Below are 15,487 nucleotides of genomic sequence, written 5' to 3' on the forward strand. Positions count from 1 at the left end.
GGATGCCGCCCAGGATCGGTTCCCCCACGGGACATGCCCCCTCTTCGCCCGAACGAGTGGACATAACACCGCTATGTCCACTCCCCGGACCAAGAAAGGCGCATGCTCAGGCGAATTGCGGCACCGAGGTGAGGGCCGCGCGCAACTCGCGGACCGCCGTCGGGCCTCCCGCGATGAACCAGTCCAGGCCGTTGACGCGCACGACGTCGGTGTCCCCGCCGGCCGCGCGGACGATCGCTTTGCCGGGGAGCCAGTCCCACTCGGGGCAGCTGTGCTGGAACCAGCAGCCCAGTTCGCCGTCGGCAACCCGACCGAGATCGCAGGACCCGGAGCCGAACATGCGCAGTGAAGCGGTGGACACCGCTGCGGCGTGCCACGGCATGGCGGCGCGGGGATCGGCGAGCCAGGTGGGGTGGATGTAGGTCGCGGCGCCGAGTTCGCTGAGGGCAGCTCCGGATGGTCCCGTGACCGGTTCGTCGTTGAGGGTCGCGGGGTGGCCTTCGCCGCCTGTCCAGAGCTTGTCGAGCTCCGGTTGATAGATGGCCCCGAGGATGACGTCGGCGTCCGGGGCACCACCATGCGATGCCGTGCCCTCGTGCTTCAAGGCGATCGCCGAGCACCAATACGTCGAGCCGTGCAGGAAATTGTAGGTGCCGTCCACGGGATCGATCACCCACGTGCGGCCGCTGCTCCCTGCCACCGAGCTTCCTTCTTCACCCAGGATGCCGTCGTGCGGGCGGCAACGGCGCAGTTGCTCAAGGACATAGGCCTCGGCTGCATGGTCCGCGGCCGTCACCACGTCCGAAACCGAGGTCTTCCGTTCCCCCTGCAAGCCGCCCATCCGCATCAGCAGGGCAAGCTGCCCGGCTTCCCGGACCAGGGCTGCAGCGAGTTCGTAGTCGTCGAGCGAAGGATCAAGTTCTGTGGCGGAGTGCCTGCCAGTGGTCATGGGTCCAGCTTATGTGGCGGGATAATGAATGACATGGCCAAGACCCCAGCCCAACGCATCAAGAAGCACGGTGCCAATGCCGCCGTGCCCCAGCACCACTTGCCGTCGGTGATCAATCCCACCGCCCAGCAGGGCCCTGAGAAGGCGCAGAACAACGGCCGCCTCATCGTGATCGCCGGGGTCGTGGCCAGCCTGTTCCTGTTCTGGTATGTGCACCTCCTGACCCTGAACCAGATGACCCAGTTATCCGGCGGCATGGCCATGCCCGATTCACTTGTCGGCGGGTTCTCCACCGACTATGTCCATCAATTGCATGGCGCCATGACCGACGACGCCCGCGGACAGCTCAGCTACATCCACAAGACCGCCGGAACGCTGTTTCCGCTGATCTTCGGTTTCACCTGGCTTCTGCTCATTGGCACCAATGTGGCCGCGAAGGCGATGCGGTGGGCCCTGTGGGCTGCTCCCCTGCTGTTCGCGGTGGTCCGCTTGTGCGGCAACGTGGCGGTCGACGCCGCGCTGGGGACCGCAACGCCCGACGCCGGCCAGGTGGCGTTGGCTTCCACCCTCACCGTTGTGGGCTGGGTACTATTCCTGCTAAGCCTTTTGGCTGGCGTCGCGGCTGTATTCCTGGGGAGGCGGCGTTCCAAGAGCGCCTGACAGGCCGGCCCGTCGAGGCTACTCCTGATCCGAGCCGCTCCCCGGCGCGAGCATCTCCCTGGCTTGGAGAGCACGCTGGTGGGCGCCTGCCTTGTCGAAGCGGTCAGCGGCTTCGACCAGGCTTTCCTTGGCCGCCTGCTTGCTCCCGGTATCGGCTTGGGCACGCGCCATCAAGAGGAATATTTCGCCCGCGATCTGCGAAGGCAGCTGATCTGCGCTGCCGCTGATTTCGCCCAGCAGCTCAAGCGCCGCTCCGGCGTCTCCTGCCAGGTAGTTCCAATGCGCGCGGTTGAGGCGAAGCAGGAGAATTTCCTCTTCGCTCCCCCCGACAACATCCGTGGCAAGTTCGGCACGTTCGATGCACCGCAAGGTGGCGGCGTCAGCCACGTCCGCCGCCAGCCTCATCGCCGCCGATGCCTTGTTGAACTTGGCCCAGACGTCCAGGTTCCGTGACGGGGAAAAAGTCTCCGCGGCGAGTTCATGGTAATGGAGGCCCTCAGCGACCTTGTCGCAGAGGAATGCCACATTGCCGATGACCCAGTACGCCTTGCCGGCCAGTTGGTCATCCATCTCATCGGAGATTCTTTCCGAGAGCGAAAGGCACTCCTCCCAAGCCTCCTCAAGCTTTCCGGATTCGCCATACGTCGCGATCAGAGCCTGCCGTGCATGGACGTCGATTTCCATGTCTGCGTCATCATCGACCAAGCCCACAGCCGACGCCGCGGCCGCCGTCGCCATCTCCAGAAGTCCTTCACTCCGCAGGGAGTTCGCCATCAAAATGAGTGCCCTGGCCCTGTGCTGGGGTGAGGCTGCAGCCAACGATGCCTCGGAAAGGGATCTCGCCAAGGCAGTGCACTCGGCGAAATCACCGGCGTCGAGAAGGTTCTCGGCTTGCAGGAAGGTCATGTTCCACCAGCCCGTGGAATCGCCCTCGTCGCGGGCAATATCGGCGGCCGAACGCGCGCCGTCGGCAGCCTTGGTGAAATCATGGCTGGCGCGGTGCTCCCTCGCCTCAAGCTCCACCGCAGCGTACGCCGGCGCAACCTTTTTTTCTCGCATAGCTCCATTATGTCCCTGAGACACTTCGTCGAGACGCGGAAGGGCAATTAGCACGATTTTGGAAGATGCCGACCAAGCATTGATGACACGGCGTGTCGTTACTCTTATAATGAGCGTGCTTCACTTTGTTCACTTCAGTCGCATCAGTCACAAAAACTATCAGGAGCTTTCGCATGAAAAGAACTTTCGCCGCCCTCCTCGCGGCAGCAGCAATCTTGCTCGCGGGCATTACCGGCTCGGCAGCGGTGTCCGCCAGCGGCCAGGGCCCGTCGCAGGATTCCTCCGTAGCCATTGGCTGGTGGCCCAACGCCGCCACCCAGGGTGCGGCACAGGCAATCGGCTGGTGGCCCAACGCCGCTACCCAGGGTGCGGCACAGGCAATCGGCTGGTGGCCCAACGCCACCACCCAGGTGTCACCCCAGGCAATCGGCTGGTGGCCCAACTCCACTCCGTCCAACTAGTTCCACCTGAAAGGCACCGGACCTTGGGTCCGGTGCCTTTCTGTTGCCGTTCTTCCGTCGCGGGAGTAAGTGCGTTCAGGCGCCCCGCAGCAGTTCCGCAAACTTTTCCGCTGCCATGGGCCGGCCAAAGTAATAGCCCTGGCCACTGGCGCAGCCCAGGCGGGCAAGCTCAGCCGCTTGTTCTGCAGTTTCGATGCCCTCGGCAACGGCCTGCATTCCGCACGCATGAATGAGTTGGAGAACGGCCGCCACAAAGTTCCGTTCCTTCTCGTCCTTGCCCAGGTCCTGGATGAGGGAGCGGTCGATCTTGACCACGTTGACGGGAAGGCTGCGCAGGTAGCTGATCGACGAATAGCCCGTGCCGAAGTCGTCGATTTCCAAGCGGATGCCCAGACGCCGGAGGCCGGTCAGCGAGTATCTGTCGATGTCGCTGCCGTTCACCGCCATTGACTCCGTCAGCTCGATGACCAGCTTGGATGCTTCCACTCCGGTTTCGGCGAGCACTTCCCGGACGTGCTCGATCAATTCCAGGCTTTGAAGTTCCGTTGTTGAAATATTGACCCGCATGCTGAAGTCTTCGGCCACCCCCGGGCCGTCCTGCCATTCGCGCAGTTGCTGCATTGCCCGCCGAAGGACCCAATACCCGAGGTCGAGGATGATTCCGGTTTCCTCGGCCAGCGGGATGAAGGCATCCGGCATCAACAATCCCCTTTCGGGGTGGTTCCATCGCACCAGCGCCTCAGCGCCTTCAATCCTGCCCGAGGCCAACTCGACAACAGGCTGGAAATGGAGGACCAGCTGATCTGTGCGGATGGCTTCACGCAGTTCCGAGATCATGAGTCCTTGGAGCCGGCGCGCGTACAACAAAGCCGGCTCGAAAACCCTGACGCTGCTCCCTTGCTCTGCCTTTGCCGCGTACATGGCTGTATCGGCTTCCATGACGAGGTCGTCCACGGACTGTCCGGGTTCCGCGACCCGGAGCCCGATGCTGGTGCCGCAGATGATCCGGACTTCGCCGATGTCGATGCTCTCACCGACGGCCCGGAGGATCCGCTTGGCGACGCCCCGTGCATGCGCGGCATTGGATTTTGGCAGCATGACGGCAAATTCGTCGCCGCCGAGCCTGGCCACCATGTCAGTGTCGCGGACCGCTGAGATCAGGCGCCTTGCAGTGACCTTCAAGACGGTGTCCCCTGCGCCGTGGCCCAAGGTGTCGTTGATCCCCTTGAATGAGTTCAAGTCCAAAACGAGCAACGCCGGCGGGAGCTCACCCCTCTCGGACTCAACGAGTTCATGGTTCAGCGCCCTTTCGAGTGCCGTGCGGTTGGCCAATTGAGTCAGCGGATCAGTGAGCGCCATCCTTTCGAGTTCGATCTGGGCCTCGCGCAGCATGGCAGTCCGGCTTTCGACCCGTTCCTCGAGCTCCTGGTAGATGGCTTGAAGATCGTCGGCCATGAGGTTGATCCCGGTAATGACGGCAGCCACTTCGTCCCGCGGGCCGGAGACCGGGATCCTCGTGCTGAGGTCGCCGTCGGCAATCCGCACCACCCCTTCAACAAGGGCAAGGAGTCGCGGGTCCTGGGGCTCATGGTTCACGGTGGTGCTCTCTCAACCAGTCACGGGCCTCCGCCTCTGAGGTGAAGAACTGTCCCGGGAGGGAGCCTGGCTTCGCGCGAAGGAGAAAATGTGCAATCACACGGTCCACAGGACTCTCCCCTAAGAGGGCACAGGCTGAAACAGCCACGGAATTCGTGTACGTCAGGCGCGCGTCGTCGGTGACGGACAGTACTCCGGTCACTCTGAGTAGCAGCGGAAGCCTCCGGCCGTCCGCAAACATGCGAACGGCCGCCGCGGCCGCCCGGGCTTCCGGCGAGCGGACGACCGAGTTCGGCGGCAGGGTGACCTCGACAATCCCGTCCGCCGCCAAGTCGACGGTGATCTGATCGGCGAGGGCCGTCACGACTTCGGCTGAAGGCTCCGAAGCGTCATCGGGAAGCGTGCAATCCCGGGCGGGCAGTGTCCGGGCGCTCATCGTCGTGCGGCCTGCCGCCGTCGGGCGATCGGCCCGTGAGCGTTCCAAAGGGCACGACCCGAAAGGCCGGATCCTGCCCCTATGGGGAAAATAACGCCTGCGTGTCCCGGACCACGCCGAACAAGCTGATGAGTCATGGGTCCTATGTTCTGCCGTATCGGTCAATCTAGTCTGCGCCAAAACTGCGTGGAACCCTCAGCCCGGCGCCTTTCCGGTGAGTGCACTCATGATAATGCAAAGACCACCCACTCGCTGACATGAGGCTACCCGCGAAAACTCAGCGTTTTGCAAGCCGCGCCGTTCGCCGTACGTCCCGGACCCTTTGCGCCACCACCAGCCCTGCGGCGGAAAATCCGATCGTGACCGGATAGCCCATCAGGCGTTCCAAGGTTCCGGGTTCGGGGACATCCATCCGCGTCAGCCCACCGACCACGAGGGCGCCCAGGGTCAGCGTTCCGCATACCAGGATGAACCAGCTCATGGGAGTATGCGGCAGCCAGAGCACTCCGAGGAGCACCAGGGCGAATGCACCTCCGATGAAGAACATGAGGGCGCCCACGAAGTGGAAGGGAGACCCCAGGTCCTCCGGCACAAAACCAACAACCACGGTCCCCAGCCCGGAGATCCCCGTCAAGACACGGACCGCGACGGCGGTGGGCCACGCTTTGCGGTAGCCGGCGCCTTGCAGGATCCGCACGCCGGGACGGGCCGCGATGCACAGGAGCGCGGAACTAAGCAGCAACGCCCCGAAGAGCAACGCCAGGCCCTGCACCACGAAGGAGGCATTCATGAGCAAGTGAAGGGGCGAACAGACGTCGCGGTGTTCGTAGATCCCGCATTTGAGCGCGCCAAGATCGCTGATGAAACCGGTCCGGCGATCGTAGGGCTCGGGGCCGCGCCAGGCTTCTATCACCGCCGATTCGGCCACGAAATACTGCACCACGCTCAAATGGGCCCAGCCTCCGATGTTGGAGCGGATGGTCCCCAGGTCCGGGAGGTGGTCGCCGGATGCGGCCGGCACCGTCATCTGCTCTCTCATGCGGGCCAGCCTAGCCTCAGCCCGCCCCTCTGCCGCGCCGCCCCTGTTGCCCGCGGCGGTGTTCGGGGGGCGCCCCGGCAGCTTGTATGCTTGTATGCGTGCCCGGCCAGCGGCTCCCCGGAGCTTCCAGCACGTGCACAGGCCCTCGTAGCTCAGTGGATAGAGCACGGCTCTCCTAAAGCCGGTGTCGTTGGTTCGATTCCAATCGAGGGCACTTGAAAGACCAGCTGCGCGAATCGTCTCCGACGCAAGACCTGCGGGCCTACCTGCTGGGCAGCTGGACCGTGGAACGGTCCCTGTGGGACCGCGCGAGCGGCGCCCGAGGCACGTTCACCGGCGTCGTGCGCTATTCAGGAACCCCCGACGGCGGCCTCGCCCTTCGCGAAGACGGCACCATGACCTGGCCCACCCACACGGGTCCGGCCTTCCGCGAATACCTCCTGCGGCCCGGCGACTCCCCCGCCGCCATGGACGTCTATTTCCCGGACGGGAAGCCCTTCCACCGCATGAGCTTCCGAGACCACGCCAACGAGGACAGCCACTGGTGCGATCCCGATGACTACAAGGTCAATTACCTCTGGGGCGGACTGGACGCTTTCAGCTACGCCTGGGACGTCCAGGGACCGGCCAAGGACTTGCTGCTGGAATCCCGGCTAAGGAGAGAGCAATGACCCGCAACCGCCCAGCAAAGGACCTGATTGTGGTCAGCGCGGTCTGCGTCTACGACGACGCCGGACGGCTGCTGACGGTGCGCAAGCGCGGCACGGACAAGTTCATGCACCCGGGAGGCAAGCCCGAACCAGGTGAAACAGCGGCGGAGGCGGCATCCCGCGAGCTGGCCGAGGAAGTCGGAATCGACGTCGATCCGGCCGGGCTGGAGCCCTTGGGGAGCTGGCTCGCTGCCGCTGCGAACGAGGCCGCCACCGACATCGAAGCCACCGTCTTCACGGCACCGGGAACGTGGGAAGCCCATCCTTCGGCCGAGATCGCAGAGATCCGCTGGTTGGATCTCTCTGCCGAACTTCCGGACGATTTGGCTCCCCTCCTGACCGACCACGTGCTGCCCTTGCTCGCCCAAAGATGAAGAACCAGTAGAGCTTTCAGGCGACTGGTGGCAAAGTTTGGTTTAACCTAATACAGCCCCGCATTGTCAGATCCAGCTGGGGGATCGCATGCAATATCTTGATGAGCGCCGCGACGCTCCGGCCATCGGCATGAGCGGCTACGGGTTGCGAAAGCCCACCCTGCTGTGGGCGGTCATTGCCGCCGGTGCCGCAGTTGCCGTCCTGGCGATGGTTCTCGGAATCAACCACGGGACGTCCGCGGCCCAGTCCGCCGGGGATCTCGCCATCCTGGCGGCGGTGCTGCTCGCCACGGTCAGTTGCGCCCGCGCGGCCCGACGCAAAGACGAAAGCTCCCGCGCATGGTGGGTCATGGCGCTGGCCACGCTGATCTGGACCATCGGTCAATCAATCTGGACCTTCTACGGGCTGACGCTTGACCACGACTATCCCTACCCATCCGCAGCAGATGCCGCATTCGTCGGCTATTCGATCCCGGCCGCGATCGGCCTCTACTTGTTCCCGCGTCCCAGGGTTTCCCGTGTTGCTTTCCTGCGCGGACTCCTTGATGCGGCAGTGATCGCCTCCGCGGTGCTGTTCATCAGCTGGGCCACCGTCCTCGGTTCCATGTACAAGGCCGAGGGGCCGGACCCCCTCGTCCACCTCACCGGCCTTGCCTATCCCGTTGCCGATATCGTGATGGTTTCCCTTGTCCTCATGCTCACCATGCGGACGGCACCCGGCGAGCGCCTCAGGTGGGCCTGCCTGGGTGGCGGCCTCCTGGTCCTGGCGATCACTGACAGCACCTACGTGGACCAGACTTCCGACGGAGTCACTGGGCTCACCGGAACACCCTTGGCAGCAGGGTGGATCGCGGCGTTCCTGCTGATAGCCGTTGCCCCTTTGGTCCCTTACGCCCCGCGTCCCAGGACGGACCGGCGCCTTTACACCCTGGCCCTGGAACTCCTCCCCTATGTCCCCGTTTTCGGTGCCGTCATGGTGGCGCCCATACGCGTCGGGCGCCCCGGCGACCCCTTCCTCCAGACCGTAGGACTTACCGTGCTGGCCCTCGCCGTCACGCGCCAGATCCTCATGATCCTGGAGAACATCAACCTGACCCGGGATCTCGAATCGAAGGTTGCCCAGCGGACGGCGGAGCTTGAAGGCCTCGGCGCGATCGTCAACTCCTCGGCGGACGCCATCGTGGGAAAGACCCTTGACGGTGTCATCACCAGCTGGAACCCCGGCGCGGAACGGATCTACGGGTACAGCGCCGCAGAGGCAATAGGCAGGAATGTTTCCTTCGTCATTCCGGATGAGCTTCAGGATGAGGAGAACCAGCTCATGGCGGCCATCAGGGCCGGCGGCGAAACCCACAGCTACGAAACAACACGGCTCCGCATCGACGGTTCCCCCGTTCCGGTCTCGATCACCATGTCCCCGATCCGCGGCACCGGCGGCATCCGCGGAGTCGCCACGATCGCCCAGGACATCACCGAACGAAGGATCGCCCAGGCCGAGTTGGTGACTGCCAGGGAAGCCGCCGAGGAAGCCAGCCGCTTGAAGTCGGAGTTCCTCGCGACGATGAGCCATGAGATCCGCACGCCGATGAATGGCGTGATCGGGTTGACCGGCTTATTGCTGGACACCCCCTTGGAAGAAGCCCAGCGCCAATATGCCGAGGGCGTCAAGGGGGCGGGCGAAGCCCTGCTCACCCTGATCAATGACATTCTGGACTTCTCGAAACTCGAAGCCGGCAAGGTCGATCTTGACCCTGTGCCCTTCAATCCACGCACCTTGGTGGAGGAACTCGCGGTCCTCCTTGCCGAGCCCGCACAAGCCAAAGGCCTTGAGCTGATTGCCTACTGCCGCCCGGAGGTTCCGGCGATGCTGGTGGGCGACGTCGGCCGCATCCGGCAGATCCTGCTCAACCTGGCCTCAAACGCCGTGAAGTTCACCCCCTCGGGGGAAGTCGTCATCAGCCTGAAGGTCGTGGAGCAGGAATCCACGAACGTGCGGGTGCGCTTCGAAGTCCGGGACACCGGGATCGGGATCGAGGCGGCAGACCATCTCAGGCTCTTCGAGTCGTTCTCGCAGGCCGACGCCTCCACCACCCGGCGATACGGTGGAACCGGCCTGGGGCTGGCGATCTCACGGAGGCTCACCGAAGTGATGGACGGCGAGATCGGGGTCGACAGTTCCTTGGGCAACGGAAGCACCTTCTGGGCCACCCTTCCCTTGGCGGTGAGCGGGCCCGCCGCAGTTCCGCCGTCGGTCTCGCCCGAGCAGCTCACGGGACTGCGGGTCCTGGTGGTGGACGACAACTCGACCAACAGGCTGGTGCTCACAGCGCAATTGGCGGGCTGGCGGATGAATCCTGAGGCTGTCGGCGACGCCCAACAGGGCCTGGACCGCTGCCGTGAAGAAGCCGCCGCCGGACGTCCCTTCGACATTGCGGTGCTGGACATGTGCATGCCGGACATGAACGGCTTGGAACTGGCCCACAAGCTGAGCACCGACGTCGCGCTGGAATCGACGCGGATCATCATGCTGACGTCCACCATGAATGTGGACAAAGCCGAACTTGTGGCCGCCGGGGTCCAGGAATGGCTGACGAAACCCGTCCGCAGCTCCGAATTCTACGACCGGCTCATGCGTCTTGTAGCGGCCCGCCCACTCGCGGCTCCCGCGGTTTCTCCGGCGATCCCTGTAACCATCAGCCAGCCTTCGCACGGCCTGATTCTGGTCGTCGAGGACAACGAGGTCAACCAGCTCGTGGCCCGCAGCATGGTCGCGAAGCTCGGGTACGACGCCGACGTCGTGGCCGACGGCAGCGAAGCAGTCGCCGCCACCGCGGCCAAGGAGTATGCCGCGGTCCTGATGGATTGCCATATGCCCGTCATGGACGGATTCGAGGCCACCAAGGCCATCCGGGCACGCAACGATGGCCGCAGGCGGCTCCCCGTCATTGCCATGACCGCAGGGGCCCTGGATGAGGATCGTGAGCGCTGCCTCGCGGCCGGCATGGACGACTATCTGACCAAACCGGTGGACGTGGACACCTTGGACCAGGTTCTCTCGCGATGGATCCCGGAAAGTTCCGAGGAAGATGCCGGACCGGCCCTCGACCCCGCAAGGCTGGAAACGTTGCGTGACCTCGGCCCGGCAGACGGACTGGGGTTGCTGCCCGCCGCGGCCCAGGCCTTCAGGCAAGACATTCAACCGAGCCTGCAAGCACTCCGCCAGGCTTTGGACAACGGAAGCGGAGAAGCTCTCAGACAGGTGGTCCACAAATTGAAAGGCGCCGCAGCCAACATCGGAGCCGCCCGCGCCGCCCGGATGTGCGAGGAATTGGAACGCAGCTCATCAAGCGGCAAGCCTGTCGATCCGGCGCTCATAGCCGGCCTTGAGGCCGAACTTGCCCTCGTTGACAAAGCCTTGGACCACGCCCTGTCGGTGGCCTCGTGAAGGTCCTGGTGGCGGACGACGACTTCGGTTCGCGCCTCGTGGCGAAGGCCGCGGTGGAGCAGTCCGGCCATGAATGCATCGTGGCAGCGGATGGCAGCTCCGCCTGGGAACTGTACCGGCAACACCGGCCGCAAGTCGTCGTGACTGACCTGATGATGCCCGGGCTCAACGGACTGGAGCTCTGCCGCGCCATCCGGAGCGCGGAAGAAGACTCCTACACCTATCTTGTCCTTGTCACGTCGAAGGATGCCCGCGAGGACGTCGTCGCGGGCATGCACGCCGGTGCTGATGATTACGTGGCCAAGCCGCTTGACCCGTTCGCTTTGCACACCCGGCTGCTGGTGGCGCAACGGGTGACTTCGCTGCACACGGACCTTGCCCGCTACCGTGCCGCGCTCGCGGAGCAAGCGCGGACCGATCCTCTGACGAAGCTCCATAACCGGCTGAAGCTCTCGGAGGACCTGGAACGGCTGCATGACAGAAGCGCCCGCAACGGGACGGACTACAGCCTGGCGATCTGCGACGTGGACAATTTCAAGAGATACAACGATCTCTATGGCCACCAGGCCGGCGACCTCGCCTTGCAGTCGGTAGCGGCCTCCCTTGCCGCCCAAGGGCGCGAAAGCGATGGAATCTACCGGTTCGGCGGGGAGGAGTTCCTCTTCCTGCTGCCCGGCCAGACGGCATCCGGCGCAGAGGCAAGGCTCGCCCGCGCACTGGAGGCAGTGCGGGACCTGGGGATTGCCCACTCAGGAAACCCTTCGGGCACCCTGACCTTGAGCGCCGGTCTCTCGGCCTTCGTGCCCGACCACCGGGTCAGCAGCGAACGGCTCCTCAAGGAAGCCGATATGGCCTTGTACACCGCCAAGTCCGCCGGCCGGAACCGTGTGGAGGTCGCGCCCGAAGTCCGTCAACACACCAGGAGCTGACTCTAAGGGCCGGCGCCGGCGCCGCGCCTAAAGCTCCGGAACAGCTTCCTGGGCCACGGCCGTCGCCTCGGCGAACTGCGTGTTGTACAGCTCTGCGTATCGGCCGTCCGCGGCGAGGAGCTCTGCATGCGAGCCGCGCTCGATGATCGATCCGTCCTCCACGACGAGGATGACGTCGGCCGCCCGGATGGTGGAGAGCCGGTGGGCGATCACGACGGCGGTGCGTCCCTCAAGTGCCTCGCCCAAGGCCGCTTGGACGGCCGCTTCACTGGTGGAGTCCAGGGCTGCTGTGGCTTCGTCCAGAATGACGACCTTCGGTTGGGCGATGAGGAGCCGGGCAATGGTGAGCCGCTGGCGTTCCCCGCCGGAAAGCCGGTAACCGCGCTCCCCCACCACGGTCTCCAGGCCGTCCGGCAAGGAGCGGACCATGGCTTCGAGCCGGGCGCGCCGGAGCACGTCCCACATTTCCTCGTCCGTCGCTCCCGGCCGGGCCAGGCGCAAGTTGGAGGCGATGCTTTCGTGGAACAGGTGGCCGTCCTGGGTGACCATGCCCAGGGTCGCCCTGAGGGAATCGAACGTTACGTCCCGGATGTCCAGGCCGGTACCCCACCCGTGCCCGCCCAGGCGCACGGCGCCGGAGTCGACGTCGTACAGGCGGGACAGCAGTTGCGCCACGGTGGACTTGCCCGCGCCGGAGGACCCCACGAGCGCCACGGTCTGCCCGGGCTCCACGCGGAAGCTGATACCGTGCAGGACCTCCTCGCCGCCGCGCGTGTCGAGCGTAGCCACTTCCTCGAGGGAGGCGAGGGAAACCTTTTCCGCGGACGGGTAGCCGAAGCGGACGTCGTCGAACTCCACCGCGACAGGTCCCGAAGGCACCGCGACGGCGTCGGGCTTCTCCTGGATGAGCGGCTTGAGGTCCAGGATCTCGAAGACCCGCTCGAAGCTGACCAACGCGCTCATCACCTCGACGTGGGCGCTCGACAGCGCGGTGAGCGGCGCATAGAGCCGGGTGAGCAGCAGCGCCAGCACAACGACGTCGCCCGCGGCCAGCTGCCCGCTCAGCGCAAGCCAACCGCCCAGTCCGTAAACGAGTGCGAGGGCAAGTGCGGAAACGAGGGTCAGCGCGGTGATGAACGTGAACTGCAACATGGCGGTGCGGACGCCGATGTCCCGCACGCGGCCGGCCCGCAGGGCGAACTCGGCGGATTCTTCGTCCGGGCGGCCGAAGAGTTTGACGAGCGTGGCTCCTGGTGCGGAGAAACGCTCCGTCATCTGGGTTCCCATGGCCGCGTTGTGGGACGCGGCCTCACGGCGGAGGTCGGCCAGCTTGGAGCCCATGCGGCGTGCGGGGATCAGGAAGATGGGGAGCAGCACCATCGCCAGGACGGTGACCAGCCAGGAGGTGTTGAGCATGACCACGAGTGTCAGGATCAAGGACACGATGTTGCTGACCACCCCGGAGAGCGTGCCCGCGAAGGCCGACTGGGCTCCGATGACGTCGTTGTTGAGCCGGCTGACGAGGGCGCCGGTCCGGGTCCGTGTGAAGAAAGCGATGGGCATGCGCTGCACGTGGTCGAACACCTGCGTCCGGAGATCAACGATCACGCCTTCGCCGATCACGGAAGACAGCCACCGGGTCAGCAGTCCCACTCCGGCGTCGGCGACGGCCACGGCAGCGATGAGCGCGGCCAGCCCGATCACGACGTCCACGCCTGCTTTGGCGATGAGCGCATTCACCACCTTGCCGGCCAGCACCGGAGTGGCAACTGCAAGGAATGCGCCGGCGATGGAGGCCAGGACGAAGGCAATCAGCTTGTTGCGGTACGGATTCGCGAAAGCGAGCACGCGCTTGATGGTTTCCCGCGAAAACGGCTGGGAGCCGCTCTTGGCGCGGGTGATGTTGTAGAGCGAGCGCCAGGCGACGCCATCCATGCTCATGGCTTGTGATTCCCCATTCCGGAAGTGTGGTGCAGTTCGGTCACGGTGCCGTTGTCAAGGTGCCAGCGGGAATCGAGCCGGACGTTTTCGAGCAGGCGGCGGTCGTGCGTGACCAGCAGGAGCGCGCCGTCGTAGCCGTCGAGGGCTTCCTCAAGCTGCTCGATCGCCGGCAGGTCCAGGTGGTTGGTGGGTTCGTCCAGGACCAGCAGGTTGACGCCGCGGGCCTGCAGCAGCGCGAGCGCCGCGCGGGTGCGTTCGCCCGGGGACAAGGAATCCACGGTCCGGGAAGTGTGGTCCGCCTTGAGGCCGAACTTGGCCAGGAGGGTGCGGACATCCGCCGAGTTCCATTCGATCAGGACGGCCTCGACGGCGTCTGCCAGGGTGAGGTGCCCCGCCAGCAGTCCACGGGCTTGGTCGATCTCGCCGATCGCCACGGACGCACCCATGGAAGCGTCTCCGGCGTCGGGCTCCTGGAGTCCCAGCAGCAGCCGCAGGAGGGTGGATTTTCCTGCTCCGTTGGGTCCGGTGATGCCAATTCGTTCGCCGGCGTTGAGCTGGAGATTGACCGGTCCGAGCGTGAAATCGCCCTGGTGGGCCACCACGTCGCGCAAGGTCGCCACGACGGAACTGGAGCGCGGAGCTTGGCCTATGCTGAACTGCAGCTGCCATTCCTTGCGCGGCTCTTCCACCTCGTCGAGCCGGGCGATGCGCGACTCCATCTGCCGGACTTTCTGTGCCTGCTTTTCCGACGACTCGACGCTCGCCGCCCTGCGGATCTTGTCGTTGTCCGGGCTCTTCTTCATGGCGTTGCGGACACCCTGCGAGCTCCACTCGCGCTGCGTCCGGGCCCGGGACACGAGATCAGCCTTGGTGTTGGCGAATTCCTCGTAGCGTTCCCGGGCGTGCCGCTTTGCCACCGCCCGCTCTTCGAGGAAGGAATCGTAGCCGCCGTCGTAGACCGCCACGCTGCTCTGGGCCAGGTCCAGCTCCAGCACCTTGGTGATGCAGCGCGCCAGGAACTCACGGTCGTGCGAAACGAGCACCGCGCCGCCGCGAAGGCCCTGGACGAACGATTCAAGCCGGGCGAGTCCGTCGAGGTCCAGGTCATTGGTGGGTTCGTCGAGGAGCACGACGTCGAAGCGGCTCAGCAGGAGCGCGGCGAGGGCAACGCGGGCGGCCTGCCCTCCGGAAAGGCCGGTCATGAGCGCGTCCGGACCCGATTCGAGGCCAAGCTCCGCCAACACCGCGGGAATCCGGTCCTCCAGGTCCGCGGCACCCGATGCCATCCAGCGGTCAAAAGCCAAGGAGTATGCGTCGTCGGCGTCCGGGGTCCCGGCCGCGAGCCCCTCGGCGCCGGCTTCCATCTCGGCCGTTGCTTGGGCGCAACCAGTGCGGCGGGCAATGTAGGCCGCGACGGTTTCGCCGGGGGTGCGTTCGTGTTCCTGGGGCAGCCAGCCGACAAAGGCGTCGCTGGGAGCGAGGCTGACCGTGCCCTCCTGGGGGCGGTCGGCTCCCGCAAGGATCCGCAGCAGGGTGGATTTCCCGGCGCCGTTGGCGCCGACGACACCCACGACGTCTCCTGGCGCGACTGTGAGGGAGAGCTTCGAGAACAAGGTGCGGTGACCGTGGCCGCCGGAGAGCTCTTTGGCGACAAGCGTTGCAGTCATTGGTCTATCCTCTCACTGCTCCGCTCCTGAGCGGAAAGACCGGCCACCTGGGGCAACCGTTTGAAAACCCTGCCGTGCGAAAAAGACCGGGGCATGGAAGAACCCGCCGGTCCGTACTTGGGGGGTGTGCGGACCAGCGGGTTCGAGAATCAAGCATAATTCAATGTGCGCTCATCGTAAAATCGACCTCACGCGAGCTGGCAGGAGCCGCCTGCCGGATG

General features: G+C 65.1%; 13 protein-coding genes and 1 tRNA gene. 7 read left to right on the forward strand and 7 right to left on the reverse strand.

What is annotated here, in order from left to right; all coding sequences use genetic code 11:
* Positions 1–106: 106 nt before the first annotated feature.
* Entirely contained in the window at positions 107–949 is an 843-nt protein-coding gene (locus QRN45_RS18740) for an inositol monophosphatase family protein (RefSeq protein ID WP_241708185.1), read from the reverse strand.
* 33 nt (positions 950–982) lie between these two features.
* On the opposite strand from QRN45_RS18740, the gene QRN45_RS18745 reads away from it, so the two are divergent.
* Positions 983–1,609 (forward strand): hypothetical protein, encoded by a 627-nt coding sequence (locus QRN45_RS18745; RefSeq protein ID WP_241708184.1) that lies wholly within the window; start codon positions 983–985, stop codon positions 1,607–1,609.
* A gap of 18 nt (positions 1,610–1,627) precedes the next feature.
* Here the strand turns inward: QRN45_RS18745 and QRN45_RS18750 are convergent, their stop codons facing one another.
* Complete coding sequence (locus tag QRN45_RS18750; RefSeq protein WP_241708183.1) at positions 1,628–2,668, reverse strand: hypothetical protein; 1,041 nt, start codon at positions 2,666–2,668, stop codon at positions 1,628–1,630.
* Between the two features lie 173 nt (positions 2,669–2,841).
* Between QRN45_RS18750 and QRN45_RS18755 the strand changes: the two genes are divergently transcribed.
* Positions 2,842–3,129, forward strand: a complete 288-nt coding sequence (locus tag QRN45_RS18755) for a hypothetical protein (protein ID WP_241708182.1) — start codon at positions 2,842–2,844, stop codon at positions 3,127–3,129.
* 75 nt (positions 3,130–3,204) lie between these two features.
* Here QRN45_RS18755 and QRN45_RS18760 read toward each other — a convergent pair whose 3' ends face one another.
* The 3 genes from QRN45_RS18760 to QRN45_RS18770 form a co-directional block, all read right to left on the reverse strand.
* Positions 3,205–4,725 carry a putative bifunctional diguanylate cyclase/phosphodiesterase gene (locus QRN45_RS18760; protein ID WP_241708181.1) on the reverse strand — a complete coding sequence of 507 codons (1,521 nt, stop codon included), beginning with the start codon at positions 4,723–4,725 and terminating at the stop codon, positions 3,205–3,207.
* Positions 4,715–5,161 (reverse strand): DUF7793 family protein, encoded by a 447-nt coding sequence (locus tag QRN45_RS18765; RefSeq protein WP_241708180.1) that lies wholly within the window; start codon positions 5,159–5,161, stop codon positions 4,715–4,717. Before QRN45_RS18765 ends, QRN45_RS18760 begins: the two co-directional genes overlap by 11 nt.
* A 277-nt stretch (positions 5,162–5,438) precedes the next feature.
* The gene (locus tag QRN45_RS18770; RefSeq protein ID WP_241708179.1) at positions 5,439–6,200 is read right to left on the reverse strand and encodes a DUF998 domain-containing protein; all 762 of its coding nucleotides are present in this window, start codon (positions 6,198–6,200) and stop codon (positions 5,439–5,441) included.
* A gap of 141 nt (positions 6,201–6,341) precedes the next feature.
* Here QRN45_RS18770 and QRN45_RS18775 point away from each other — a divergent pair.
* The 5 genes from QRN45_RS18775 to QRN45_RS18795 all read left to right on the forward strand — a co-directional run bounded on the left by QRN45_RS18775 (position 6,342) and on the right by QRN45_RS18795 (position 11,658).
* Positions 6,342–6,414 (forward strand) — tRNA-Arg (locus QRN45_RS18775).
* Position 6,415: 1 nt separating this feature from the next.
* Positions 6,416–6,871, forward strand: a complete 456-nt coding sequence (locus QRN45_RS18780) for a DUF6314 family protein (protein ID WP_284764279.1) — start codon at positions 6,416–6,418, stop codon at positions 6,869–6,871.
* The gene (locus QRN45_RS18785) at positions 6,868–7,284 is read left to right on the forward strand and encodes an NUDIX hydrolase (protein ID WP_241708178.1); all 417 of its coding nucleotides are present in this window, start codon (positions 6,868–6,870) and stop codon (positions 7,282–7,284) included. The genes QRN45_RS18780 and QRN45_RS18785 overlap by 4 nt, the downstream gene beginning before the upstream one ends.
* Before the next feature lie 88 nt (positions 7,285–7,372).
* Positions 7,373–10,729 (forward strand): response regulator, encoded by a 3,357-nt coding sequence (locus QRN45_RS18790; RefSeq protein ID WP_284764280.1) that lies wholly within the window; start codon positions 7,373–7,375, stop codon positions 10,727–10,729.
* A complete protein-coding gene (locus tag QRN45_RS18795) occupies positions 10,726–11,658 on the forward strand; it encodes a GGDEF domain-containing response regulator (protein ID WP_284764281.1) in 933 nt (310 codons plus the stop codon). Before QRN45_RS18790 ends, QRN45_RS18795 begins: the two co-directional genes overlap by 4 nt.
* 27 nt (positions 11,659–11,685) lie before the next feature.
* Here QRN45_RS18795 and QRN45_RS18800 read toward each other — a convergent pair whose 3' ends face one another.
* Positions 11,686–13,599 (reverse strand): ABC transporter ATP-binding protein, encoded by a 1,914-nt coding sequence (locus tag QRN45_RS18800; RefSeq protein WP_284764282.1) that lies wholly within the window; start codon positions 13,597–13,599, stop codon positions 11,686–11,688.
* On the reverse strand, positions 13,596–15,266 hold the full coding sequence (locus QRN45_RS18805; RefSeq protein WP_284764284.1) for an ABC-F family ATP-binding cassette domain-containing protein: 1,671 nt from the start codon (positions 15,264–15,266) through the stop codon (positions 13,596–13,598). Before QRN45_RS18805 ends, QRN45_RS18800 begins: the two co-directional genes overlap by 4 nt.
* Positions 15,267–15,487: the final 221 nt, after the last annotated feature.

Source organism: Arthrobacter sp. efr-133-R2A-63 (assembly GCF_030209795.1).
In the GTDB taxonomy this organism is placed as follows: domain Bacteria; phylum Actinomycetota; class Actinomycetes; order Actinomycetales; family Micrococcaceae; genus Arthrobacter; species Arthrobacter bambusae_A.